Source organism: Pseudomonas fragi (genome assembly GCF_900105835.1).
Classification (GTDB): domain Bacteria; phylum Pseudomonadota; class Gammaproteobacteria; order Pseudomonadales; family Pseudomonadaceae; genus Aquipseudomonas; species Aquipseudomonas fragi.
The window spans coordinates 4,825,890-4,849,694 of the sequence record NZ_LT629783.1; the positions used below are offsets into that span (position 1 = coordinate 4,825,890).

Consider the following 23,805-nt stretch of genomic DNA (forward strand, 5'->3'; position numbering starts at 1 on the left):
CGATGATGAACATGCCTGCTCCTGTTTCAAAATTGACGCCCACCCCGCAAGCCAAAGCCGCGAACACCTCGTTCACTGCCATCTGGCGCCCGGCGCTGCTGCAAGCGTTCGTCAAGCTGGACCCGCGCCAGCTCAAGCGTTCGCCGGTAATGCTGGTGGTCGAACTGACCGCGATTTTCACCACCGTGCTGTGCTTTATGCCCGAGCCTGCGGTGCCCACCGGGGTGGCGGTGCAAATCGCCCTGTGGTTGTGGTTTACCGTGCTGTTCGCCAACTTTGCCGAAGCCTTGGCCGAGGGCCGCGGCAAGGCCCGCGCCGATAGCCTCAAGGCCGGCAGCGTGGGCTTGAGTGCCCGTCGGCGCACTGCCACCGGGGGCTTTGAGATCGTCCCGGCCACCCGCCTGCGCAAGGGTGATGTGGTGCGCGTCGAAGCGGGGGAGATGATCCCCGGCGACGGCGAGGTGATTGAAGGGATTGCCGCAGTCAACGAAGCGGCGATTACCGGTGAATCGGCCCCGGTGATCCGTGAATCGGGCGGTGATCGCTCGGCGGTCACCGGCAACACGCGGCTGGTCAGTGACTGGTTGCTGGTGCAGATCAGCGCCAACCCCGGCGAGTCCACCCTGGACCGCATGATCGCCCTGGTCGAAGGCGCCAAGCGGCAGAAAACCCCCAACGAAATCGCCCTGGATATCCTGCTGATCGGCCTGACCCTGATCTTTCTGATTGTGGTCGTGACCTTGCAGCCGTTCGCTTACTTTGCCGGTGGCAGCCTGCCGCTGGTGTTTCTGGTGGCGCTGCTGGTGACGTTAATCCCCACCACCATCGGCGGCTTGCTGTCGGCCATCGGCATTGCCGGCATGGACCGTCTGGTGCGCCTCAACGTCATCGCCAAATCCGGCCGTGCGGTGGAAGCGGCGGGGGATGTGCACGTGCTGATGCTCGACAAGACCGGCACCATCACCTTCGGCAACCGCCGCTGCACGGCGCTGTATGCCGCCCCCGGCGTGACCGCCAAAGAGCTGGCCGAGGGCGCGTTGCGCGCCTCGCTGGCGGACGAGACGGCGGAGGGCAAGTCCATCGTCGAGTTTATTCGGGGCCAGTACAGCCTGCCCGAACTGTCTGCGTCCGATTTCACTGCAGTGCCGTTTACCGCTGAAACCCGCCTGTCGGGGATCGACTGCAACGGTCAGGTGTACCGCAAGGGGGCGGTGGATTCAGTACTGGCGTTTGTCGGCCTCAAGCGCGGCGAGCTGTTGCCGGCCCTGTCTCGGGAAATCGACAAGATTGCCCAGAGTGGCGGCACGCCGTTGCTGGTGTGTGCCCAGGGCAAGTTGCTGGGGGCGATCCATCTCAAGGACGTGGTCAAGCCCGGTATTCGCGAGCGTTTTGCCGAACTGCGCAAGTTAGGTATCCGCACCGTGATGGTGACGGGCGACAACCCGCTGACCGCCGCGGCGATTGCCGCTGAAGCCGGGGTGGACGACGTGCTGGCCGAGGCCACGCCGGAGAAAAAACTGGCGCGCATCCGCCATGAGCAGAATGACGGTCGTCTGGTAGCCATGTGTGGTGACGGCGCCAACGACGCCCCGGCCCTGGCCCAGGCCGATGTGGGCATGGCCATGAACGACGGCACCCAGGCGGCCCGTGAGGCGGCGAACATGGTCGATCTGGACAGCGACCCCACCAAATTGCTGGACGTGGTGCAGATCGGCAAGGAGTTGCTGGTGACCCGTGGTGCATTGACCACGTTCTCGATTGCCAATGACGTGGCCAAGTACTTCGCGATCCTGCCGGCGCTGTTTGCCTCGATCTACCCACAGTTGGGCGTGCTCAACGTCATGGGCCTGAGCAGCCCGCAAAGCGCCATTTTGTCGGCCATCGTGTTCAACGCGCTGATCATCGTGGTGCTGATCCCGCTGGCGCTGCGTGGCGTGCGGGTGCAGGCGGCCAGTGCGGCGCACCTGCTGCGGCGCAACCTGCTGATCTATGGCGTGGGCGGGCTGGTGGTGCCGTTTGTGGGCATCAAGCTGATCGACATGCTGCTGACGGCATTGCATCTGGTTTAAGCATTGGAGGGTTACACCATGACTACTTATTTACGTCCGGCCCTGAGCCTGATGCTGTTGATGACCGCAATCACCGGCGTGATCTACCCGCTGACCGTGACCGGCATTGCCCAACTGGCGTTCCCGGAACAGGCCAATGGCAGCCTGGTGCGTGACAGTGCCGGCAAGGTGCTGGGGTCGGCGCTGATTGCGCAGGAGTTCACTGGCGATGGCTGGTTCCACCCGCGGCCTTCGGCGGGGGCGTTTGCCACCGTGGCCAGTTCGGCCAGCAACCTGGCACCGAGCAACCCGGCACTGGCCACACGGGTCAAGGACAGTGCCGTCCAGCTTGCCGTGCCGGGCCAAGGGCCAGTACCCCTGGCGCTGCTGACCACCTCGGGCAGCGGGCTCGACCCGCACTTGCCACCAGAGGCAATACGCTATCAACTGGTACGGGTAGCTGCCGCTCGCAGCCTGCCGGTACAGGCTGTTGAACAGCTGGTGGCGGAGCATATCGAGCAGCCGCTGGTGGGGCCGCCGGTGGTTAACGTGTTGCTGTTGAACCGGGCGTTGGCGCAGCTCAATAACTGACACCTCCATGAGTGGGAGCGGGCTTGCTCGCGATGGCAGCACTGCGGTGTATCTGGCGGACCGCATCGCTTGCATCGCGAGCAAGCCCGCTCCCACAGGTCGTACTGACACAGGAACATCACATGAATCATTCCGCCCGCGCCGATGCGCTGCTAGCCGATCTACCCCGCGCAGGCCGTGGCCGGCTCAAGGTGTTTCTCGGTGCGGCACCCGGCGTGGGCAAAACCTACGCGATGCTGCAGGCCGCCCACACTCAACTGCGCCAGGGTGTCGAAGTATTGGCGGGGGTGGTCGAAACCCACGGCAGGGCCGAAACTGAAGCCTTGCTCAACGGCCTGTCCCAGCAACCCATGCTTCGCTTGGAATACCGTGGCGTGCAGCTCGAAGAGATGGACCTGGACGGCCTGCTTGCAGCCAGGCCCAAGCTGGTGCTGGTCGATGAACTGGCCCACAGCAACGCCCCCGGCAGCCGGCATGCCAAGCGCTGGCAGGATGTGCAGGAACTGCTGGCCGCCGGTATCGATGTCTACACCACGGTCAACGTCCAGCATCTGGAAAGCCTCAACGATCAGGTACGCGGGATCACCGGGGTACAGGTGCGCGAAACCGTGCCCGACTGGGTGGTGCAGGAGGCCTACGAACTGCTGTTGATCGACCTGCCGCCGCGGGAACTGCTGGAGCGTCTGCGCGAGGGCAAGGTTTATGTGCCGGAGCAGGCGCGGGCGGCCATCGATGCGTTTTTCAGCCAGACCAACCTCAATGCCCTGCGCGAACTGGCGATGCAGACGGCTGCGGTGTATGTCGACGATGAACTGGACAAGGGCTACCGCCAGCAAGGCCAGGCTGCTCCGGCACTGCGCGGGCGTTTGCTGGTAGGGGTGGACGGTGACCTGCATGCCGAGCGCCTGGTACGCCACGCCAGCCGGGTGGCCGAGCGCAGGCATCTGCCGTGGAGCCTGGTGCATGTAGACAACGGCACAGTACGCGACGAGCAATCGCGCCTGCGCCTGCAAAGCGCCCAGCAACTGGCCGAGCGCCTGGGCGGGGAGGTGGTCGTGCTGCGCGCCGGGGAAGTGGCGAAAACCCTGATCCAGCATGCCGGCGAACGCCGTGCCAGCCTGCTGCTGGTGGGGCAATCGCGGCTCACCTGGCGCCGTCGCCTGTTTGGTGGCGGGCTGGCGACGCGCTTGCTGCGCGATGCCCACGGCCTGGAAATCAACGTGCTCGACAATGAGCAATCGCCGCCACCCACTGTCAGCCGCAACCCGCACTCGCTGGTGTGGTTCGACTACGGCCTGGCGCTGATTGCCACGGTACTGGCCAGTGCCCTGGCCTGGGGAGTGTCCAGCGTGCTGGCGCTGCCGAACATTTCCCTGGTGTTTCTCGCCGCCGTCTTGCTGGTGGCGGTGCGCAGCAGCCTGGGGCCGGCGCTGGCCTGTGCGGCGCTGTCGTTTCTGGCCTATGACTTTCTGTTTATCCCGCCTAATTTCTCGTTCAGCATCCAGCGCGAAGAAGATGTGCTGACCCTGCTGTTCTTTCTGCTGATGGCAGCGCTCACCGGCAAACTGGCGGCTCGCCAGCGTCGACAATTGCAGGTGTTGCGCGACACCCAACAAGAGACCACCGAATTGCTCGACCTGTCGCGCAAGCTCACCGCTGCCACCGACCGCAAGGCCGTGGTCAGTGCTGCCGGGCAGCATTTGAGCGGCTGGAAGGAGCTGGACGTGTGCCTGCTCAACCGCGATGGCAATGGCGCATGGAACGTGGAGGCTGGCGGGCCGTTGCAGTTATCCGAAGCCGAGCGCGCCGCTGCGGACTGGGCCTGGAGCCATGATCAGCCCGCCGGCAAGGGCACGGGTACCTTGCCGATGGGGCGCTGGTGGTGGTGGCCGATCAGCGCCGAAGAAGGGCCGCTGGCCTTGCTCGGCGTATGCCCCAAAGCCGGGCAGCCGTTGAGCGGTCAGCGTCGGCGCTTGCTGATGGCCCTGAGTCAACCCCTGGCCCAGGCCCTGGCCCGTGCGCGTCTGGCCCAGGACCTGGAAGCGGCGCGCCTGCACGGCGAAACCGAGCAACTGCGCAGCGCGCTGCTGGCCTCGGTGTCCCATGATCTGCGCACGCCGCTGACCAGCATGCGCGGTAGCATCGACACTTTGCTGGCGCTGGGTGAGGCCATCCCGCTGAGCGATCGGCGCGAGTTGCTCGAAGGCACCCGCGATGAGGCCGAGCGCCTGGACCGCTATATCCAGAACCTGCTCGACATGACCCGCCTGGGCCACGGCGCACTGAAACTGGCCCGTGACTGGGTGTCACCCGCCGATATTGCCGGCAGCGCCCTCAACCGCCTGCGTGCGGTGCTGGCGCCCTTGCAGGTGCAGGTGGATGTACCGGCGCAATTGCCGCTGCTGCATGTGCATGGTGCGTTGATCGAGCAGGCGCTGGTCAATGTGCTGGAAAACGCCGCGCGCTTTTCCCCGGCCCACGGCCACTTGCAGTTGACGGCCGGGGCCGATGACAGCGAGCTGTGGTTTGCCGTCAGTGACCAGGGACCGGGGATTCCCGAGGAGGATCGGGCGAAGATTTTCGACATGTTCTACACCGCCGCCCGGGGTGATCGCGGCGGCCAGGGCACGGGCCTGGGGCTGGCGATCTGCATGGGCATGGTCGGCGCCCACGGCGGGCGCATCACGGTGGGCGAGGGCATCGGCGGGCAGGGCACTTGCATCACCCTGTATCTGCCGTTGAGCGCCCAGCCGGGCATGGACAATGAGGGGCCGGAGCATGAACACTGATATTCTTTGGCCACCCCCTTATTGCGACACGCAGCCATGAGCCAGAGCGCGACCATTTTGGTCATTGACGACGAACCGCAGATCCGCAAATTCCTGCGTATCAGCCTGGTGTCCCAGGGCTATACCGTGCTGGAGGCCGCCACCGGTGCCGACGGCCTGAGCCAGGCGGCGCTCAGGCAGCCCGATGTACTGGTGCTCGACCTGGGGTTACCGGACATGGACGGCCAACACGTGCTGCGCGAGTTTCGCGAGTGGTCCGGGGCACCGGTACTGGTGCTCTCGGTACGCGCCAGCGAAGCGCAAAAAGTCCAGGCGCTGGACGGTGGGGCCAACGATTATGTGACCAAGCCCTTTGGTATCCAGGAGTTTTTGGCGCGAATCAGGGCCTTGCTGCGCCAGGCCCCGGCCGGTGAAACCCGGGAGTCGGCCCTTGTGCTTGGGCCGTTGACCGTGGATCTGGCGTTTCGCCGTGTACTGCTCGATGGCATCGAGGTGGCACTGACCCGCAAGGAGTACGCCGTGCTGGCGCAACTGGCGCGCCATCCCGGGCGGGTCATCACCCAGCAGCAACTGCTCAAGGATATCTGGGGCCCGACCCATACCGAGAACAGCCATTACCTGCGCATCGTGGTTGGCCATCTGCGCCAGAAACTGGCGGATGACCCGACCCGGCCGCGGTTTATCGTGACCGAGGCCGGGGTGGGTTACCGGTTGTTGGACGCCGCGTCCTTTTCGTAGCGGTCCAGGGTATCCCGGGTAATGATTCGCCCCAGCTCGATCAGCTCGGCTGCTTTGTAAAACTCGAAAAACCGGCATACCCGCTTGGGCACGTTGATCAGGATATCGGGCGGGTAACCGGCAATCTTGTATTGCGCCAACGAGGTTTGCATCACCTCGAAACTCTGGTTGATCAAGTCCAGCAGTGAAGCCGGGCCCACGTTGTCGATAATCACCGAGCCGGTGGCTGACTTGGGCGAGCCTTCTTGCGCCCCGGGCCGCGCAGGTTGGGTGGAGTCCAGCCAGGGGTTGCTCTGTGGTTCCTCCAGGGGGCTAAGCATTTCCTGCTCCAGATTGAGCAGTTGCTCGGCGTGTTTGTTGCGAAACGGAATGCGTGAGCCCAGCGAACTCATCAGGTTGTCAAAACGCCCTTTAAAAGCCGCAGGCCGCTGGATAACCGGCAACTGGTAGTGGCTCTGCAGGGTCGAGCTGAGGTTGACGGCGACGATCAGGTCGCAGTGGCTGGACACCACCGGCACGATCGGCAGCGGGTTGAGCAGGCTGCCGTCCACCAGCATGCGATTGCCCTGCATCACTGGGGTAAACAGGCTGGGAATCGCTGCCGAGGCGCGCATGGCCTGGTGCAGGCAGCCTTCCTGGAACCAGATTTCCTGCTGGTGGGTAAGGTCGGTGGCCACGGCGGTGTAGGGGATGCGCAGATCTTCGATATTGATCTCGCCGACGATATTGCGGATCTGGCCGAAGACCTTTTCACCGCGAATTGCCCCCAGGCGAAAGCTGACATCCACAAGCCGCAACACATCGAGGTAGTCCAGGCTTTGAATCCAGTCGCGATACTGGTCAAGCTTGCCGGCGGCGTAAATGCCGCCGACCACCGCGCCCATTGAGCAGCCGGCGATACAGCCAATTTCATAACCCCGGCTTTCGAGTTCTTCAATGACGCCAATATGGGCATAGCCCCGGGCGCCACCGGAGCCCAATACCAATGCAATTGTTTTTTTCATGAGCGGCCCTTCCCCCTGACAGACACTCACAATGCCTTTTTGTTAAGTGTAGTGACAGCTTTGAGGATGAACCCGGATCCACGAGCTAGGCTAGGGCTGGCAAGTGAGGTTTTTTAGATGGGGATGTTGTGGCACTTTTATGCGGGTTGTTCGTCTGAGACTGCACTGAACATTCAATTCTTGAGGAAACACCATGAAAGCATGGATTTGTGTGCCGTTGATTGCCCTGGCATTGGCCGGTTGTGCTGGGACCAAAGCCTACCGTGACACCTGTGCCACCAACCTCGACGCGGCCTGGCACGAGCTGGACCTGGCCAAGGCAGAAGGTTTCGCCGGTACGGTCAGCTACTCCAAGGCCTTGTCCCTGCTGACCGCAGCCAAGACCCAGCAGCAATTCGAAGCCTTTGAGGGCTGCACCAAAAAAGCCGAAAAGGCGCGTTTCTATATTCGTGAATCCCGCGCCGGGCGTTGAGCCGTCGTGGTGAGAGGGGAGGGTGAGGATGTCTGAGCTGGTTGACCGGATAGTGGCCAATATTGCGCGTCTGGAGGTCAAGCTGTGGGCTTGCCAGGCGCGCCTGGAAGCCGATACGGACCCCGAGGCCCTGCACGACCTGCGCACCACGGTGCGCCGCTTGCGCAGCCTGCTGCGGCCCTTGCGCGGGCTGCCGGGTGTGGTGCAACTGGAGATGTCAGCGTCCCAGGTGGGCGTTCTGACCACGCCCTTGCGCGATCTTGAGGTACTGGCTGCCCATCTGCACAAGGCGGGCTACACCGGGCTGGCCCAACGGCGCTTGCAGCAGTTGGCCGGCAGTTATGCCCGGGTGGCGGACAGCGAACAACTGGCCCAGTTGCTGATGATCCTCGATGTGTTTCCACGTTTTTTGCGCGCGGCCGAGCGTGAAGGGCTGCTGCGCGGTTTGCGCCAGCGCATCGAAAAGGTGCTGGAAAAACAGTGGCAAACCCTGGAAAAAGCCCTTAATGACCCGGGCCATGACCGCCATCGCGTGCGTTTGCTGATCAAGCGCGTGCGCTATGCGGCCGAGGCTTATCCCGAGCTGAACCAGTTGCCGCCGCTGGTGCTGGCACGCCTCAAGGCTGCGCAACAGGCCCTGGGCGAATGGCACGATGCCTGGCAGTGGTTGCTGCAGGCCGGGCAACAGGCCGATCTGCAGCCGTGTGTCGCGCAGTGGCAGGCCACCCTGGAACACGGCGAAAAACGGGCTGACAAGGCACTGATCAAACTGAGTGCGGCGTGCTTTCACTCCTGATCTTTGGCCGATACGGCACTGTGCGGCGGCCCATGGATGGGTAGTATCCCGGCCTGTTTATCTGTTTCGAGGTGCTTATGCAGTTTCGCGAGTTGGTGGCGGCAGTGCGCCAAACCCCGCTGGACGTAACTATCCCGGCCGATTGGGGCCAGGGCCGTGCCAGCTTTGGTGGCTTGGTGGTGGCCCTGCAGTACGAAGCCATGCGCGCCCGCATCGCACCCGAGCGGGCGCTGCGTTCGCTGGCGGTGAGTTTTGTCGGGCCGGTGGCAGCGGATGTGCCCATCCGTTTTGAGGTCGAGGTGTTGCGCGAGGGCAAGGCGGTTAGCCAGGTGCTGGGCCGTGCCCTGCAGGACGGTCAGGTGGTGACACTGGTGCAAGGCAGTTTTGGTGCATCCCGGCAGTCGGCGGCGAACGTGGAAGGCCTGCCGGCCCCTGACATGAAGGCCGTCGAGGAGTGCCCGCTGTTACCCTATATCAAGGGCGTCACCCCTGAATTCATGCGGCACATGTCCATGGCCTGGGCTGTGGGGGCGCTGCCGTTTACTGGTCGAGGCACGCGGGAAATGGGCGGCTGGGTGCGTTTTGCCGGTGACGTGCAGGACGAGCCCCTGACCGAGACCCATTTGCTGGCGCTGGTCGATACCTGGCCACCTGCATTGCTGCCGTTGCTGAACAAACCCACAGCAGGCAGCACGCTGACCTGGACCATCGAGTTTGTGCAGCCCCTGCCAACGGTCAGCACCCTTGAGTGGTGCAAGTACCTGGCAGTCATCGAGCATGCGCGGGACGGCTACGGCCATGTGGCCGCCAACCTGTGGGGCCCTGGCGGCGAGTTGATTGCGCTCAGCCGCCAGACCGTAGCCGTGTTCGGCTGATCAGAAGGTCTGGCTGTTGTCGGTCTTGCTGCTGTGTTTGTGGCCCTGGCGTTGCAGGATCAGGGCCGCAAACAGGGCAACCAGACCGATTACCGCGCTGGTAGCGTTTTCACTGAAGACGCCCGACACCAGCAGCAGAAATGCCACCACCATCATCGGCACGGCAATCAGGTTGATTGCCTGATGCCCAGTGTTTTGCTGGCTTTGCGGGTTGGAGCGCCATTGCCAGGCGGGTAGGTTTGGATGACGTTTGCCCATGATTGCTCTCCTTGTTCGAGGGTTCAGCCTGGGCTGAACCGGATAAACAAATCATAGATTCAGGGCCGCCTTGCGGCGAATCAACAATGGCTATTGGCCTTATAGCTTTAGTTGACCGATTGCCCGGTTCAACTCGCCGGCCAGGGTGGCCAACTCATTGCTGGTGGTGGCCGAATCGACGGTCTGTTGCACGGTGTTTTCGGTCACATCACGAATGCTCACCACCGCCCGGTTCATCTCTTCGGCCACCTGGCTTTGCTGCTCGGCTGCCACGGCAATCTGGGTGTTGCTTTCGCGCATTTGCGCCACCGCGTGGGTGATCTCGGCCAGTGCCGCGCCGGCTTCCTGGGCCTGCTGCACGCAGTCGTCGGCCTTGAACGAGCTTTCCTGCATAAAGTCCACGGCATCACGGGTACCGGCCTGCAGGGCCGAGACCATGGCGGTGATTTCGTCGGTGGAGGTCTGCACGCGCTTGGCCAGGTGCCGCACTTCATCGGCGACCACGGCAAAGCCGCGACCCATTTCCCCTGCGCGGGCGGCTTCAATGGCGGCGTTAAGGGCCAGCAGGTTGGTCTGCTCGGCAATGCTGTGGATCACGCTGACTACGCCGTTGATTTTCTGGCTGTCCTGGGCCAGTTGCTGAATCATCTCGGCGGTGGTTTGCACCCCGGTGGACAGGCTGGCGATTGACTGTTGCACGCGGCTGACCACCTGCTGGCCACTGCCGGCCAGGTTGTCTGCGGTTTGCGACAGGTCGCGGGTAGCGCCGGCGTGTTGCGCGATATGGTAAACCGTGGCCGACATTTCATTGATCGCGGTGGCAGCCTGGTCGGTTTCGCTTTGCTGACCGAGCATGCCGTGGCGTACCTCGTCCATGCTGCTGGCCAGGCGGGCGGCACCGGCGTCCAGTTGCGCGGCCGTTTGGGCCACGGTGTTCACGACCCGTTGGTAACCGGCCTGCATGGCGTTGAAGGCGCTGGCCATCTGCCCGACTTCATCGGTACAGGCCAGCGGCACCCGGGCGGACAAGTCGCCGGTTTTCTCCACATGCAGCATGACGTCCTTGAGGGTGTTGAGCTGGCTGAGCAAAAAGCGGATCAGCAACTGCGAGGCGCAGAGCATGGCCAGCATCAGGATCAACACGGCGGCGGCATAGTTGGGCAGCCGCTCGACAAACACCTGGGCCAGGCTGGGTGTTTGGGCCAGCACGGCGATTGTTTGCCCGTCGTCGCGGGTCAGCACATCTGCGCCCAGCAGCAGGTCGCGACCGAACAAGGGCATAGGGTTGATCGATACCCAGCTGTTGGCGTTGCTCAACTGGGGCAGGGGCTGGCCGCTGATCGTGGGGACTTGCCCGGGTTCGAGGCGCAGCAGTTGGCTGGCCTCGGGCAAGGGCTGCCCGGAGGGCCAGGCACTGAGCAATTGCGCCTGGGCCTGGGCGTTGGCCTGCGCAGCACGGCTGCGCGATTGCTGCTCAAGCTGCACGGCGTAGAGCACCAGCAGCAGCGTGGTGACAAACGCCACCGCGTTGACAGCCCAGAATTTGTATTTGAGCGAGATGTTGCTAAGCCAGGTGCCCATGGGAGGTCTTCTCTGAGTTGGCGCAAACAATATTGGCAAGGTGCCATCATTGTGCCGCTATTCAGTGACGATCTTGTTGATGTGGGTCAAAAGAGGCACTGGGTGGGAGCGAGCGGGCTTGCCCGCGATGCAGGCGACGCGGTCTTTATGGTAAATCGCGTCGATGCCATCGCGGGCAAGCCCGCTCCCACAAGGGATGGGGCGTCAGTCTGTCAGTACCGGCAACCCATAAAACGCCCGCGCACACGCGGTGGTGTGTTCGGCCAGGTCCTGCTCGCTTTCGCCACGGTGCACGGCCACTTCACGCAATACGTCGGTCAGGTAGGCCGGTTCGTTGCGACCATTTTTCGGTTTTGGTCGCAGGGTCCGCGGCAACAGGTACGGCGCATCGCTTTCGAGCATCAGGCGCCCACGGGGGATGTCGCGCACTAGCGGGTGCAGGTGAGTACCGCGGCGTTCGTCGCAAATCCAGCCGGTAATGCCGATATGCAGGTCCAGGTCGAGGTAGCTGAACAGCGCCTTTTTCTCCCCGGTAAAGCAATGCACAACAGCCGCCGGCAAGCGGTCACGGAAGTCGCGCAGGATCTCCAGCAAGCGCTGGTTGGCATCACGTTCATGCAAAAACACCGGCAATTGCAGGTCAACAGCCAGCGCCAGGTGCTCTTCCAGCACTTTCTCCTGCTGCGCGCGGGGCGAGAAGTCGCGGTTGAAGTCCAGCCCGCACTCGCCCACGGCACAGACGCCCGGTTCCTTGAGCAGGGCCAGCAATTGGCGGGCGCTGTCGCCGTTCCAGTCACTGGCCGAGTGCGGGTGAATGCCGGCCGTAGAGAACAGGCGCTGGCCGCTTTCGTCCAGCTCCCGGCACAATTGCAAGGCCTGTTCGCTGCCTTCGACGCTGGTGCCGGTCAGTACCAGTTGGCACACCCCAGCTGCGTAAGCGCGATCCAGCACGGCCTGGTGTTTGCCGTCGAAGCTTGGGTTGGTCAGGTTGACGCCGATATCAATGAGTTGCATGGTTTTACCTCAGGCCACAGGCCAAGAAGCATATCAGAGCTGTAGATTTACAAGAAAAACCAAGAACTACAGACAGTTATGGTTGTCTTTGAATGCCGCAACAACGCAATGCCCGGTTTACCAAAGGACGCATTGACTGTTTTGCGCGCTGTTTCCAGCGCTTGAAAGCCTCAATTGGGGCAACCGGTTGTCGGGAAACCGACAAAGTGCTGGGCTGTATTCTTTCCGGAGAACGGATGACAAGACCGACGCTATTGATTGCGCTGTGCCTGCTGCTGTTGCCGCTACCGGCACTGGCACGCCTGGCCGGACCCTTACAGGCCGGGCAGCCGAGTCAGGTTCGCGATCTGGCACAAATTCGCAGCAGTCAGGTGTTGCGGGTGCTGGTCAATCAAAGCCGCAACAGCTCGGGTGAGGTTCAGGGGCAGGCGATTGGCGTTGAATACCATCGACTGCGCGCGTTTGAACACTACCTCAACAGCCATGCCCGTGATGGCCAGGAAATAACCCTCAAGATCATTCCCAAAGCCAAGGATCAACTGCTTGGCGCCTTGTCCCGCGGTGAAGGCGATGTGGTTGCCCCGGGCGAATTGATCGATTTCAAACCCAGCCGCGCCATCAGTGCCAGTGACCCGATCGTCGACGAAGTGCCGCTGCTGTTGGTGGGGGTCAAGGGCGAGCGCCGCTTTACCCGTATGGAGCAGCTGTCGGGTCGTACCGTGGCGCTGACCACCGGCAGTGCGGCGGGGGCATCGGTCAACCTGATCAATCAAAAACTGGCCCTGCGCAAATTGCCACCGGTGAAGATCGAATGGGTAGACCCGACCCTGGCAGTCGAAGACGTGCTGGAGATGGTGCAGGCGGGTATTTTTCATCTGACCATCGTGGAGCGCCCGATTGCCGAGCGTTGGGCCACATTGATGCCGAAATTGCGTTTTGACCGCAAGGTGCTGGTCAGCGAACCCGAAGCCATGCACTGGTATGTGCGCCGCGATGCTTCGATGTTGCGGGCCAGCATCGACCGTTTTCTGGATGGCTACAAGGCCCCGGCCGATCAGGATGTCGCCTTTGAACGGGTCTATCGTCGCTTGTACCGTGTGCATTATCCCCTGGCTCGGGCCGACCGCCAGCAGCTGGAGAAATTGCGCCCGGTGTTGCAGAAACATGCACAGCAGCAAGGTATGGACTGGCTGAACCTGGCGGCGCTGGCATTCAAGGAGTCCACCCTTGACCCCAATGCCAAAGGCACCGGTGGCGCGACCGGGCTGCTGCAAATCACGCCTTCTGCCGCGCAGCGGGTGGGGGTCAATAATATTCAGAGCGTCGATAACAATGTCCAGGCCGGGGCCAAGTACCTGGCGATGATCCGTCGCAAGTTCTTCGCCAGCCCCAAACTCAATGAGCGCGAGCGCATGGCCTTCGTGCTGGCGGCGTACAACATGGGGCCGGAGCGGGTGCAAGGGATGCGCGCCGAGGCCAGGCGACGTGGCCTGAACCCCAACCAGTGGTTCTTTCAAGTGGAGCGTATTGCCATGGAGCAGGTGGGAATGGGTGCTGTCAGCTATGTTAATAGTGTGAACAAGTACTATTTGGCGTTTGATCGGGAGCGGGATTCGCTGGAACCCAAAAAGGCTGAACTAGTCACACGCAAGTGATCGAATAAATAGATTGTTTAATCCGGTTTATTCGACTTTTAACATTATAAAAACTGATTAATATGGCGAGCATTCCCCCACTGATTTCCTAAAGGATTCCACCATGAGCAAATTGATCCATACCGTACTGGGCAGCCGCGCAGGTTATGGCTTGACGATTTTGCGTATTTTCGTAGGTATCATTTTCGCCGCCCACGGCTCGCAGAAACTGTTTGGCTGGTTTGGTGGCGGTGGTCTGGCGGGGACCGCGCAATGGATGGAAAGCATCGGCCTGGCGCCGGGTACGCTGATGGCCGCTCTGGCCGGCGGTACCGAGTTCTTCGGTGGCCTGGCGCTGATTGTCGGTCTGCTGGCGCGCCCGGCGGCATTGGGTTTGTCGTTTACCCTGCTGGTGGCGATTTTCTCGGTGCATATCAGCAACGGCCTGTTTATGGCCAACAACGGCTATGAGTTTGCCCTGGCCCTGCTGGGTGGCACCGTCGCGGTATTGATCGAAGGTGCGGGCAAATTGTCGATCGATCGTGCAATCGCTGACTGAAATCCGATGTCAGTGAAAAGGCCCGCCCAGAGCGGGCCTTTTTCGTTTCAGATGGGTGTTGACAGCTGCAAGCAGGTTTATCTAGGATGTTTTCTTGCGCCGATTTAAACAGCTACTTGCGGGGCGCCAGAGGGTCACAGACCGTCTAAGAGGCTTGTAACAGGCCTTGAAATACCGCTAAAGCGCTGGTTCGGTGTTGCCTCTCACCTGCCACGCAGAATCTTGAGGCGGAGAACCGATTCATGAGTCACCCACGTCCCCTTGTACGTCTTGCGCCGATCTCGGCCAGTCCTGCCTTGCGCAATCCAAAAATCCTTCTGGGCGGTAAGCATCAGCCAACGCTGCTGCGCTATCTGGATGGCTGGCCACGCCGCAAAGGCCGGCCTACGGCGTTTCTGATCCAGTTTGTGGAAGAGGGCGACCAGCTGGCGCGCTTTGCCGCTGACAGTTTTGACCTGGCGGTGATCCAGTCTCCCGACGCTGAAAATGCCGAGCGGGTGATTCACAACCTCACCCGAGTCAGCCGGCAGGGGTTGATAACCCTGCGTTGAGCTGCCTTTGTGGGAGCGGGCTTGCCCGCGATGCAGGCGCTGCGGTACTTCAGTTACACCGCGTCGATGCCATCGCGAGCAAGCCCGCTCCCACAGGTGGTCTGAAACCTGTCTAGCCGGTAAGCCGGCTGTACGGTGCTCCGGATGCTAGTTGCGCAATCATTTCGACCGTCACTGCCGGCAAGGTTGATAACCCTGCGTTGAGCTGCCTTTCGGGAGCTGCTTTTGTGGGAGCGAGCTTTGTGGGAGCGGGCTTGCCCGCGATGCAGGCGCTGCGGTACTTCAGTTACACCGCGTCGATGCCATCGCGAGCAAGCCCGCTCCCACAGGTGGTTTAAAACCTGTCTAGCCGGTAAGCCGGCTGTACGGTGCTCCGGATGCCAGTTGCGCAATCATTTCGACCGTCACTGCCGGCAAGGTTGATAACCCTGCGTTGAGCTGCCTTTGGGAGCTGCTTTTGTGGGAGCGGGCTTGCCCGCGATGCAGGCGCTGCGGTACTTCAGTTGCCCCGCGTCGATGCCATCGCGAGCAAGCCCGCTCCCACAGGTGGTCTGAAACCTGTCTAGCCGGTAAGCCGGCTGTACGGTGCTCCGGATGCCAGTTGCGCAATCATTTCGACCGTCACTGCCGGCAAGGTTGATAACCCTGCGTTGAGCTGCCTTTCGGGAGCTGCTTTTGTGGGAGCGAGCTTTGTGGGAGCGGGCTTGCCCGCGATGCAGGCGCTGCGGTACTTCAGTTGCCCCGCGTCGATGCCATCGCGAGCAAGCCCGCTCCCACAGGTGGTTTAAAACCTGTCTAGCCGGTAAGCCGGCTGTACCGGTGCTCCGGTTGCCAACTGCGCAATCATTTCGGCTGTGACCGCCGCCTGGGTCAAGCCCAAATGCTGATGGCCGAAGGCAAGCAGCACCTTGCCTTCGCCTACCCGATCAATGATCGGCAGCGAGTCAGGCAACGATGGCCGAAAGCCCATCCACGGCGTTGCCCCCTCAGCGCTCAACTCCTCGCGCAGCAACCCCTTGCTCAGGCGATGCAACTGCCAGGCGCGCTCCATGCTCGGCGGCGCATCCAGGCCGGCAAATTCAACCGTACCCGCCAGCCTCAAGCCATCGCTCATCGGGGTCATGATGAATTTGCGTTCCAGTGAGGTGACGGCAAACGGCAGCCGGTCATGCTCGTGGGGCAACATCAGGTGGTAGCCGCGTTCGGTATCCAGCGGCACATGCTTGCCGGTCAGGGCTGCGGTCAGTTTGGCCGAGTGGGCGCCGCAGGCAATCACCACCCGGCGGGCGTTTATTTTGCCCTGACGGGTTTGCAGGCAAATCCCGGCCTCACTCAATTGCCCGCCTGTTACCTGTTGTTTGAGAAACTGCACGCCGCACTGTTTGGCAGCTTCGACCAGCTCGCAGACCGCGCGGTAGGGGTCGATAAAGTGCCCCGTGGCCGGGAAAAACAACCCGCCCAGGATCTGTTCACTCAGTTGTGGCGCAGTCTCGCGCACAGCCTTCGCTTCCCAAAGCTCCACCGGCACCTGCTGTTGGCGCATGCGGGCCTGCAGTGCCAGGAGTGCTTGCCGGGACTCGGGGCGCTCGTACACCAGCAACGAACCGTCTTCGCGCATCAGGCCCGGGCAATCAATGCCTTTGAGCAGGCGGTGCCAGGCACCCACGCTGCTTTCATTAAGGGCACGAATGCCTGCCACGCTGCGCTGGAATGGCGCCGGGCGCAGGTTCAGCAGCAGGCGGGTGAACCACGGCAGGGCGCGGGGCAGGTATTTCCAGTCCAGGCGCAAAGGTCCCATGGGGTCCATCAGCATGGCCGGCAGGCGCTTGAGAATGGACAGGTCAGCAATGGGAAATACCTGTTCGGTGGCCAGATGCCCGGCGTTGCCGAACGAGGCGCCGTGGCCGGGCTCCTGCATGTCGATGACCACCACCCGCTGGCCCTGACGCGCCAGTTGCAGGGCACAGGCGACGCCGATAACCCCGGCGCCGATCACGGCAATGTCTGTTGTATTCGAGTCGAAGTGATCAGGCATTTTCCAGTACTTCTCTGTGGCCATCGACCAGGCGGCGCAGATGCAGCGGGTTGGCCTGCTTGAGTGCCGTCGGCAACAGGCTGTCAGGGAAGTCCTGATAGCACACCGGGCGCAGGAAGCGCAGGATCGCAGCCGTGCCGACCGACGTCGTGCGGGTGTCTGAAGTCGCCGGGAAAGGCCCGCCGTGGACCATTGCGTCACACACCTCAACCCCGGTTGGCCAGCCATTGACCAGCAGACGCCCGGCCTTGCGCTCCAGGGTGGGCAGTACGGCCCTGGCACTGTCGAGGTCGGCATCATCCAGTTGCAGGGTGATGGTCAATTGGCCTTCCAGGTGCTCAAGTACCTGGCGGATCTCCTGGTCGTCGGCGCATTGCACCACCAGCGCCGCAGCACCGAATATTTCGGCCTGTAATGCCGGTTCGGCGAGCAAGTCCCTGGCCCGGGTCACGAACAGGTGGGCCTGGCACTGGTTGGGTGTCTCGCCCTGTAAACCGGCTGCTGCCTGTTTTGCGCTGTCGAGTTCTTGCAGCGCACTTACGCCGGCCTCATAGGCCTGAAAGATCCCCGGAGTGAGCATGGTCTGGGCCGGACTTTGCTGGATCAGCCGCGCAGCTGCACTGATAAAGCTCTCCAGCGCCGGGCCCTGGTGGCCGATAACCAGCCCCGGGTTGGTGCAGAACTGCCCTGCACCCTGGGTCAAAGAAGCAACGAAGCCCTGCGCCAGTGATTCGCCGCGAGCCTGCAGGGCAGCAGGGAAGAGCAGGACCGGGTTGATCGAGCTCATCTCCGCATACACCGGGATGGGTTCGGGGCGTGCTGCCGCCACGTTGCACAAAGCCATGCCGCCACTGCGCGAGCCGGTAAAGCCGACCGCCTTGATGCGTGGATCGCTGACCAGGGCTACACCCACTTCGCGGCCGGAACCAAACAGCAGGGAAAACACCCCTTCATGCAGGCCCGATTTTTTCACCGCCCGGGCAATTGCATGGCCAACCAGTTCGCTGGTGCCGGGGTGAGCGCTGTGGGCCTTGACCACCACCGGGCAGCCAGCCGCCAGTGCCGACGCGGTGTCGCCGCCCGCCACCGAGAACGCCAGCGGGAAGTTGCTGGCACCGAACACGGCCACCGGCCCCAGCGGCACATGACGCTGGCGCAGGTCGGCGCGCGGCAGCGGCTGGCGTTCGGGCAGGGCGTTGTCGACCCGCACATCCAGCCATTCACCGGCGCGCACGGTACGGGCAAAGGTGCGCAGTTGCTGGCAGGTGCGTCCGCGCTCGCCGAGAATGCGCGGACGTGGCAGGCCGGACTCGCTGACAGCGCGATCAATCAGTTCATCGCCAATGGCTTCGATCTCATCGGCGATGGTTTCAAGGAATATGGCGCGAGTTTGCAATGAAGCCTCGCGAAAACCGTCAAAAGCCTCCCATGCCAAAGCGCACGCCTGCTCGACATGTTCGCTGCCGCCGCCAAGGTAGGCCGGTTCGAGCGCAGTGCCGGTGGCGGGATTGATCGCCCGGATCGCTTCGCGGTTACCGGTGATGGCTTGCTGACCGATCAGCATGTTGCCTGTCAGAGTCATGGCGTGTTCCTGAAAAAAGGGGCTGGGCTGGAACAAGGCGGCGCACAGGATGTGCGCCGCTGTTCAGGGATGTTGCGCTGGGGGTCAGGCGACGTTCTGTTCGGCGGACCAGTTTTTGTACCACTGGCGGAACAGGCTGTACTGGTTCTCGGCGTAGTGGCGCTGGGCATCGCTCAGCACATCGCTGTCGTTGAAGTGCAGGCTGTACTCGGTGTCGCCATTGAGCACCATCAGGTGCTTGTAGTAGAGCACCAGGTCAGTCCCTTCATCGAACGATGACAGTACCGCCAGCGCGGCTTCCAGCTCACGGGCCAGGCGGCGTGCCTTGGGGTCGCCTTTAGCCGCTTGCTTGCTCAGGGCCACCAGTTGCAGCACTTCGCGCGGCAGGGCGTTGCCGATACCGGTAATGGCGCCGGTGGCGTTGCAGTTGACGAAACCGTGCACCACCTGGGTATCGACACCCACCATCAGGGTCACATCATCGTCCTTGGAGGTGATGTGTTCTGCGGCGTAACGCATGTCGACAGCACCGCCGAACTCTTTGAAGCCGATCAGGTTCGGGTATTGGCTGCGCAGTTCGAAGAACAGGTCGGCGCGGGTGGCGAAACCGTAGTACGGGCTGTTGTAGATCACGGCCGGCAGTTGCGGAGCGGCTTCCAGGATGGCCGCGAAGTGAGCTTTTTGCGCCGCAGGCGAAGCCGCACGGGACAGCAGGCGTGGAATCACCATCAGGCCCTGGGCGCCGACCCTGGCGGCGTGTGCTGCGTGGGATACGGCCTCGCGGCTGTTTACTGCGCCGGTGCCGACGATGGTTGGAATACCGGCAGCCACCAGGCGTGCCACACCTTCCTGACGCTCGGCTTCGCTCAGCAATGGCCAGTCACCCATTGATCCGCAGTACACCACGGCGCTCATGCCGATATCGATCAGCTCGCGGCCCTTGGCCACCAGTGCGTCGAAGTCCGGCTTGCGCTCGGCGGTGCACGGGGTCATCAGGGCAGGCATGCAACCGGTAAAAATGTTATCGCTCATTGTTCTAACTCCTCGAGTCGTTTATTCGGATGTGTTTACGGCAAAGGGCTTAAATGCCCCACGCGAAAGGATCTTTTTCGTCGATCAGCAGCAGGCTGTCGGCGGTCATAAAGGCCTGGCCGGTAATGAACGGGCGAATGCGCTCGCCGTCCCATTGATAACTGCCGACAAACTGGCTGGCGGTGATGCTGGCCTGCACCCAGGGCTGGCCGGGGGCCAGCTTGCCGTCGGCGGCCAGGCACGCCAGTTTGGCGCTGGTGCCGGTGCCACAGGGCGAGCGGTCATAGGCCTTGCCCGGGCACATGACGAAGTTGCGGCTGTCGGCCTGTTCGTCGTCGGCAAACAGTTCGATATGGTCGATCAGGGCGCCGTCTGCACCGTGTATTCCTTGCGCCTCAAGGGCCTTGAGCATGGTCCAGGTGTATTCGGTGAGGGCTTCGACATTGTCCAGTTGCAGCGCCTTGCCGTGGTCGCTGACCAGGAAGAACCAGTTGCCGCCCCAGGCGATATCGCCCTGCACGCGGCCATGCCCGGGTACGTCAACGGCGACCTGCTGGCGGTAACGGTAGGAAGGCACATTGCCCACGGTGACCTTGCCATCTGGATGCAGGGTGGCGGTGACCGGGCCGACCGGGGTGTCGATCTTGTGTTCGCCGGTCTCGATCAGGCCCAGGTGATGCAGGGAGGCGATCAAACCGATGGTGCCGTGCCCGCACATGCCCAGATAACCGGCATTGTTGAAGAAGATCACGCCGCAGGTGGCATCTGCCGACACCGGCTCGCAGTACAGCGCGCCGACCAGTACATCGTTGCCACGGGGCTCCAGCAGGCAGGCCCGGCGCCATTGGTCATGCTGGTCACGCAGGGCATCGCGCTGCTCGGCAATGGTGCGCCCGGCCAGGTGCGGAAAGCCTTTGAGCACCAGGCGGGTGGGTTCGCCGCCGGTATGTGAATCAATGATATGGACTTGCTTCATGAACGTATCCCTTGGAAGAGAACAACGGCTGGGAGGACGGTGGCAAACGGTGTGTCAGGACGAAGTCGGCACAAAGCCTCCGCTGGCATGGCGCGGTGACATCTGGCTGGCAGGTTGCGGGACGTCTTCGCTGTCCTCGTCGTCTTCCAGGCGGACCAGGTGCGCCGGCACGCCGGTGGCTGCGCCCCAGTAATAGATCGCGGTGGCGCAGGCGGCGACGACCAGGGTGTCGAAAGGGTGAGCCAGCACGCCCAGGCCACCAAAGGTGCCGAGCTTGGACAGCACGATGGTTACGGCGTAGAAGCCGATCAGCCACAAAGATGAACGTACTTGCTGACCCAGACTCAGGTGATTGGTCGGGACAAAGCGTGAGCACAACAGGTACACCACGAACATCAGGATTTGCAGGCCGAGCAGCCAGGACACGGTGTTCCAGCCCGACCAGTAAACAATCAGCGCCGCCACGATAAATGACAGCGGGCCCAGCACCGCCATCCACTTGACCCGGAACGGGCGCGGCATGTCGGGGGCATTGCGGCGCAGGGCGGCCACGGACACCGGGGCCACGGCGTAGCTCAATACCAGTGCGGCGGAGACCACGTTGATCAGCGCTTCCCAGGACGGGAACGGCAGGGTCCAGAACACCGACAGACCAAAGGTCAGCCACAGCGCCGGGCGCGGGATGCCGGACTTTTCATCGATGCGGGTGAACACTTTGAAGAAGGTGCCGGTTTGTGCCCAGCCATAGATCACCCGTGGCGTGGCGTTCATGTAGATGTTGCCGCAGCCGCTGGGCGAGATCACTGCATCGGCCACCACCAGATAAGCCAGCCAGCCCACACCCAGGGCCAGGGCGATATCGCGATAGGGCAGGGCCAGTTCCTTGGTCACACCGGCCCAGCCGTTGGCCAGCATCTCGGTGGGCACGCCGCCGAGGAAGGCGACTTGCAACAACACATAAATAACGGTCGACAGCAGGACCGACAGGATCAGGGCAATCGGGATGGTGCGTTGCGGGTTCTTGACTTCACTGGCCACCGAAATGATCGGGGTCAGGCCCAGGTAGGCGAAAATAATGCCGCCTGCGGAAACGGCCATCTGCACCCCCGACAGGCCAAAGGGAGCGAAGCCCTGGGCGTAGAGGTTTTGCGGTTTGAAGAAGGTGAACAGCACGCCGATTACCAGCAGCGGCACGATGAACTTGAATACGCTGACCAGGTTGTTGGCCAGGGCGAACGTCTTCACGCTGCGATAGTTGAGCATAAAGAACAGGCATAACAGGCCGAACTGCAGGAGCCAGCCCAGGATCGAAGGGTCACTGGAACCGGCCTTGGTCAGCTCGGGGAACCATGCCGCGGCGTATTGGCGAGCGGCGACCACTTCAATTGCCACCAGGCTGGAGAACGCGATCAGGGTGATAAAGCCCATCAAATACCCGAGCAACGGGCCATGGGAGTAAACCGGGTAACGAATGACGCCACCGGCGCGGGGCAGGGCAGCGCCCAGTTCGCAGTAAACGATGCCCAGCAACAGCACGGAAAAACCGCCCAGCAGCCAGGAAAAAATCCCCGCCGGGCCTGCGATTGCCGACACATGACTGGCTGCAAACAACCAGCCGGAACCGAAGATGGCACCCAGACCGATAAAGGTCAGGTCCATCAGTGAGAGCTGTTTCTTGAATTTGCCTTTACCTGACATGGCGTCGCCTTTTTGTGAGTTATTGGTTAGGCAGGTGTGATGTCATTTGCCAGTGCGCCAACACGGTTGGCGGGTGTGCAATGGCGCTAGATTGAACGTCGGGGAAAGTTTGCGATTGATCTTTTCCATTGAAGCCGATGACGAAATCGGCACAATGGACACAGGCGATTGATGCCTGCTCAGTTGTGGGAGAGTGAGTGTGATGACGCAGAATGCTTTTGCAATGCTGGGCCAGGGCAGCGAGTTGAGCCGCCCCGAGAGCCTTGAACAGTTGCTCTCTGGCGTGGCGCTGTTGCTGCCGATGCTCGATGCCATCCCCAATGCCGCGATCTTTATCAAGGACACTGCCGCGCGCTATGTGCTGGCCAACCGCACCCTGGTACAGCGCTGCGGCCTCAAGCAGTTGCAACCCCTGCTGGGCAAAACCAGCGCCGAGGTTTTCCCGGCACAGTTGGGGCCGGGTTATACCGAACAGGATCGCCAGGTGCTGGAACAGGGGCGGGTGCTGGAAGACCAGCTGGAGCTGCATCTGTACGGGACTCGGGAGCCGGGCTGGTGCCTGACCCACAAGCGCCCGCTGTACAATCGCCAGGGCGCGATCATCGGCCTGGCGGGGATCTCCGTTGACCTGCAATCAGCCAGCGATACCCACCCGGCGTACCAGCGGCTGGCGGCGGTGGACGAGCACATCCGCACGCATTTCAACCGCCGCGTGACCCTGGGTGAGTTGACCCGTATTGCCGGGATTTCCGTGGCGCAGCTGGAGCGTTACTGCAAGCGGGTATTTCACCTGACGCCACGGCAGATGATCCAGAAGGTGCGGCTGGAACACGCCCATCGTCTGCTGCTGACCGATATTCCGATCACCGAAGTAGCCCTGCAGTGCGGTTACACCGACCACAGTGCGTTCACCCGCCAGTTCAAGGCGTTGACCGGTTTTACCCCGCGCCAGTACCGGCAGGCCACGGCACAGTGAGCGTGCTGCCGTGGTTGTGATTTTAATCAGCGGCCCTATGTATTTCGTCGCGCCGGGGTGTTAAGAGTCTGCCCTGGCCAATGCAACCTGCTGGAGAACGACCGCGAGTGAGTACCAATATCATCACCAGGCAAGGCCATGAAGCCCTGAAGCAGGAGCTCGACTACCTGTGGCGGGAAAAGCGCCCGGATACCACACGCAAGGTGACCTGGGCGGCATCACTGGGTGATCGCAGCGAAAACGCTGACTACCAGTACAACAAGAAGTTGCTGCGCGAGATCGACCGGCGGGTGCGCTACCTGCGCAAGCGCCTGGAAGATGTGCGGGTAGTTGATTACTCGCCCGAACAGGAAGGCCGGGTGTTTTTTGGCGCCTGGGTCGAAATCGAAAACGAGGCCGGGGACGTCAAGAAGTTCCGCATTGTGGGTTACGACGAAATTTACGGGCGCAACGACTACATCTCCATCGACTCACCGATGGCCCGTGCACTGTTGAAGAAAGAAGTGGGGGACGAGGCCGTGGTGCAGACCCCTAGCGGGGAAGTGCTGTGGTGGATCAACGAGATTTATTACGAGAAGAGCTAGGGTAAACCTGTA

The 23,805-nt window shown here is 62.2% G+C and carries 21 protein-coding genes; 12 read left to right on the top strand and 9 right to left on the bottom strand.

Features of this window, described 5'->3' with window-relative positions:
* The first annotated feature begins 5 nt into the window (after positions 1 to 5).
* From kdpB to BLU25_RS22320, 4 genes are all read left to right on the top strand, one after another.
* Positions 6 to 2,069 carry a potassium-transporting ATPase subunit KdpB gene (gene kdpB, locus BLU25_RS22305; RefSeq protein WP_016780100.1) on the top strand — a complete coding sequence of 688 codons (2,064 nt, stop codon included), beginning with the start codon at positions 6 to 8 and terminating at the stop codon, positions 2,067 to 2,069.
* Between the two features lie 18 nt (positions 2,070 to 2,087).
* Positions 2,088 to 2,639 carry a potassium-transporting ATPase subunit KdpC gene (gene kdpC / locus BLU25_RS22310; RefSeq protein WP_016780101.1) on the top strand — a complete coding sequence of 184 codons (552 nt, stop codon included), beginning with the start codon at positions 2,088 to 2,090 and terminating at the stop codon, positions 2,637 to 2,639.
* A 122-nt stretch (positions 2,640 to 2,761) separates the two neighbouring features.
* Complete coding sequence (locus BLU25_RS22315) at positions 2,762 to 5,428, top strand: sensor histidine kinase (protein WP_016780102.1); 2,667 nt, start codon at positions 2,762 to 2,764, stop codon at positions 5,426 to 5,428.
* A 36-nt stretch (positions 5,429 to 5,464) separates the two neighbouring features.
* Positions 5,465 to 6,166: a response regulator gene (locus BLU25_RS22320; RefSeq protein ID WP_016780103.1), complete on the top strand. Its 702-nt coding sequence runs from the start codon at positions 5,465 to 5,467 to the stop codon at positions 6,164 to 6,166.
* Here the strand turns inward: BLU25_RS22320 and BLU25_RS22325 are convergent.
* Entirely contained in the window at positions 6,133 to 7,170 is a 1,038-nt protein-coding gene (locus BLU25_RS22325; protein WP_016780104.1) for a patatin-like phospholipase family protein, read from the bottom strand. The two genes, BLU25_RS22320 and BLU25_RS22325, sit on opposite strands and share 34 nt — an antisense overlap.
* Before the next feature lie 193 nt (positions 7,171 to 7,363).
* On the opposite strand from BLU25_RS22325, the gene BLU25_RS22330 reads away from it, so the two are divergent.
* The 3 genes from BLU25_RS22330 (at position 7,364) to BLU25_RS22340 (ending at position 9,313) form a co-directional block, all read left to right on the top strand.
* Positions 7,364 to 7,642 (top strand): hypothetical protein, encoded by a 279-nt coding sequence (locus tag BLU25_RS22330; RefSeq protein WP_016780105.1) that lies wholly within the window; start codon positions 7,364 to 7,366, stop codon positions 7,640 to 7,642.
* Between the two features lie 28 nt (positions 7,643 to 7,670).
* On the top strand, positions 7,671 to 8,438 hold the full coding sequence (locus BLU25_RS22335; RefSeq protein WP_016780106.1) for a CHAD domain-containing protein: 768 nt from the start codon (positions 7,671 to 7,673) through the stop codon (positions 8,436 to 8,438).
* A gap of 77 nt (positions 8,439 to 8,515) precedes the next feature.
* On the top strand, positions 8,516 to 9,313 hold the full coding sequence (locus BLU25_RS22340; protein ID WP_016780107.1) for an acyl-CoA thioesterase: 798 nt from the start codon (positions 8,516 to 8,518) through the stop codon (positions 9,311 to 9,313).
* On the opposite strand, the gene BLU25_RS22345 is transcribed toward BLU25_RS22340, so the two are convergent.
* The 3 genes from BLU25_RS22345 to BLU25_RS22355 all read right to left on the bottom strand — a co-directional run bounded on the left by BLU25_RS22345 (position 9,314) and on the right by BLU25_RS22355 (position 12,166).
* Positions 9,314 to 9,571, bottom strand: a complete 258-nt coding sequence (locus BLU25_RS22345) for a hypothetical protein (protein ID WP_016780108.1) — start codon at positions 9,569 to 9,571, stop codon at positions 9,314 to 9,316.
* A gap of 99 nt (positions 9,572 to 9,670) precedes the next feature.
* A complete protein-coding gene (locus BLU25_RS22350; protein WP_016780109.1) occupies positions 9,671 to 11,152 on the bottom strand; it encodes a methyl-accepting chemotaxis protein in 1,482 nt (493 codons plus the stop codon).
* Between the two features lie 204 nt (positions 11,153 to 11,356).
* Entirely contained in the window at positions 11,357 to 12,166 is an 810-nt protein-coding gene (locus BLU25_RS22355; protein WP_016780110.1) for a TatD family hydrolase, read from the bottom strand.
* A 236-nt stretch (positions 12,167 to 12,402) separates the two neighbouring features.
* Here BLU25_RS22355 and BLU25_RS22360 point away from each other — a divergent pair, with 236 nt between their 5' ends.
* From BLU25_RS22360 to BLU25_RS22370, 3 genes are all read left to right on the top strand, one after another.
* On the top strand, positions 12,403 to 13,821 hold the full coding sequence (locus BLU25_RS22360; RefSeq protein WP_029611318.1) for an MltF family protein: 1,419 nt from the start codon (positions 12,403 to 12,405) through the stop codon (positions 13,819 to 13,821).
* 103 nt (positions 13,822 to 13,924) lie between these two features.
* Positions 13,925 to 14,359, top strand: a complete 435-nt coding sequence (locus tag BLU25_RS22365; protein WP_016780112.1) for a DoxX family protein — start codon at positions 13,925 to 13,927, stop codon at positions 14,357 to 14,359.
* A 242-nt stretch (positions 14,360 to 14,601) separates the two neighbouring features.
* Positions 14,602 to 14,910 carry a hypothetical protein gene (locus BLU25_RS22370; RefSeq protein WP_083369837.1) on the top strand — a complete coding sequence of 103 codons (309 nt, stop codon included), beginning with the start codon at positions 14,602 to 14,604 and terminating at the stop codon, positions 14,908 to 14,910.
* 784 nt (positions 14,911 to 15,694) lie between these two features.
* Here the strand turns inward: BLU25_RS22370 and BLU25_RS22375 are convergent.
* The 5 genes from BLU25_RS22375 to BLU25_RS22395 all read right to left on the bottom strand — a co-directional run bounded on the left by BLU25_RS22375 (position 15,695) and on the right by BLU25_RS22395 (position 22,233).
* Positions 15,695 to 16,945, bottom strand: coding sequence for an NAD(P)/FAD-dependent oxidoreductase (locus BLU25_RS22375; protein WP_016780115.1), 1,251 nt, complete (start codon positions 16,943 to 16,945; stop codon positions 15,695 to 15,697).
* Positions 16,938 to 18,527 carry an aldehyde dehydrogenase (NADP(+)) gene (locus BLU25_RS22380; RefSeq protein ID WP_016780116.1) on the bottom strand — a complete coding sequence of 530 codons (1,590 nt, stop codon included), beginning with the start codon at positions 18,525 to 18,527 and terminating at the stop codon, positions 16,938 to 16,940. The genes BLU25_RS22375 and BLU25_RS22380 overlap by 8 nt, the downstream gene beginning before the upstream one ends.
* An 84-nt stretch (positions 18,528 to 18,611) precedes the next feature.
* Positions 18,612 to 19,559, bottom strand: coding sequence for a dihydrodipicolinate synthase family protein (locus tag BLU25_RS22385; protein WP_016780117.1), 948 nt, complete (start codon positions 19,557 to 19,559; stop codon positions 18,612 to 18,614).
* Between the two features lie 49 nt (positions 19,560 to 19,608).
* The gene (locus BLU25_RS22390) at positions 19,609 to 20,535 is read right to left on the bottom strand and encodes a 4-hydroxyproline epimerase (protein ID WP_016780118.1); all 927 of its coding nucleotides are present in this window, start codon (positions 20,533 to 20,535) and stop codon (positions 19,609 to 19,611) included.
* 54 nt (positions 20,536 to 20,589) lie between these two features.
* Entirely contained in the window at positions 20,590 to 22,233 is a 1,644-nt protein-coding gene (locus tag BLU25_RS22395; protein ID WP_016780119.1) for an APC family permease, read from the bottom strand.
* Between the two features lie 202 nt (positions 22,234 to 22,435).
* On the opposite strand from BLU25_RS22395, the gene BLU25_RS22400 reads away from it, so the two are divergent.
* Complete coding sequence (locus tag BLU25_RS22400; protein WP_083369838.1) at positions 22,436 to 23,209, top strand: AraC family transcriptional regulator; 774 nt, start codon at positions 22,436 to 22,438, stop codon at positions 23,207 to 23,209.
* A gap of 107 nt (positions 23,210 to 23,316) precedes the next feature.
* Positions 23,317 to 23,793: a transcription elongation factor GreB gene (greB, locus tag BLU25_RS22405; RefSeq protein ID WP_029611319.1), complete on the top strand. Its 477-nt coding sequence runs from the start codon at positions 23,317 to 23,319 to the stop codon at positions 23,791 to 23,793.
* Positions 23,794 to 23,805: the final 12 nt, after the last annotated feature.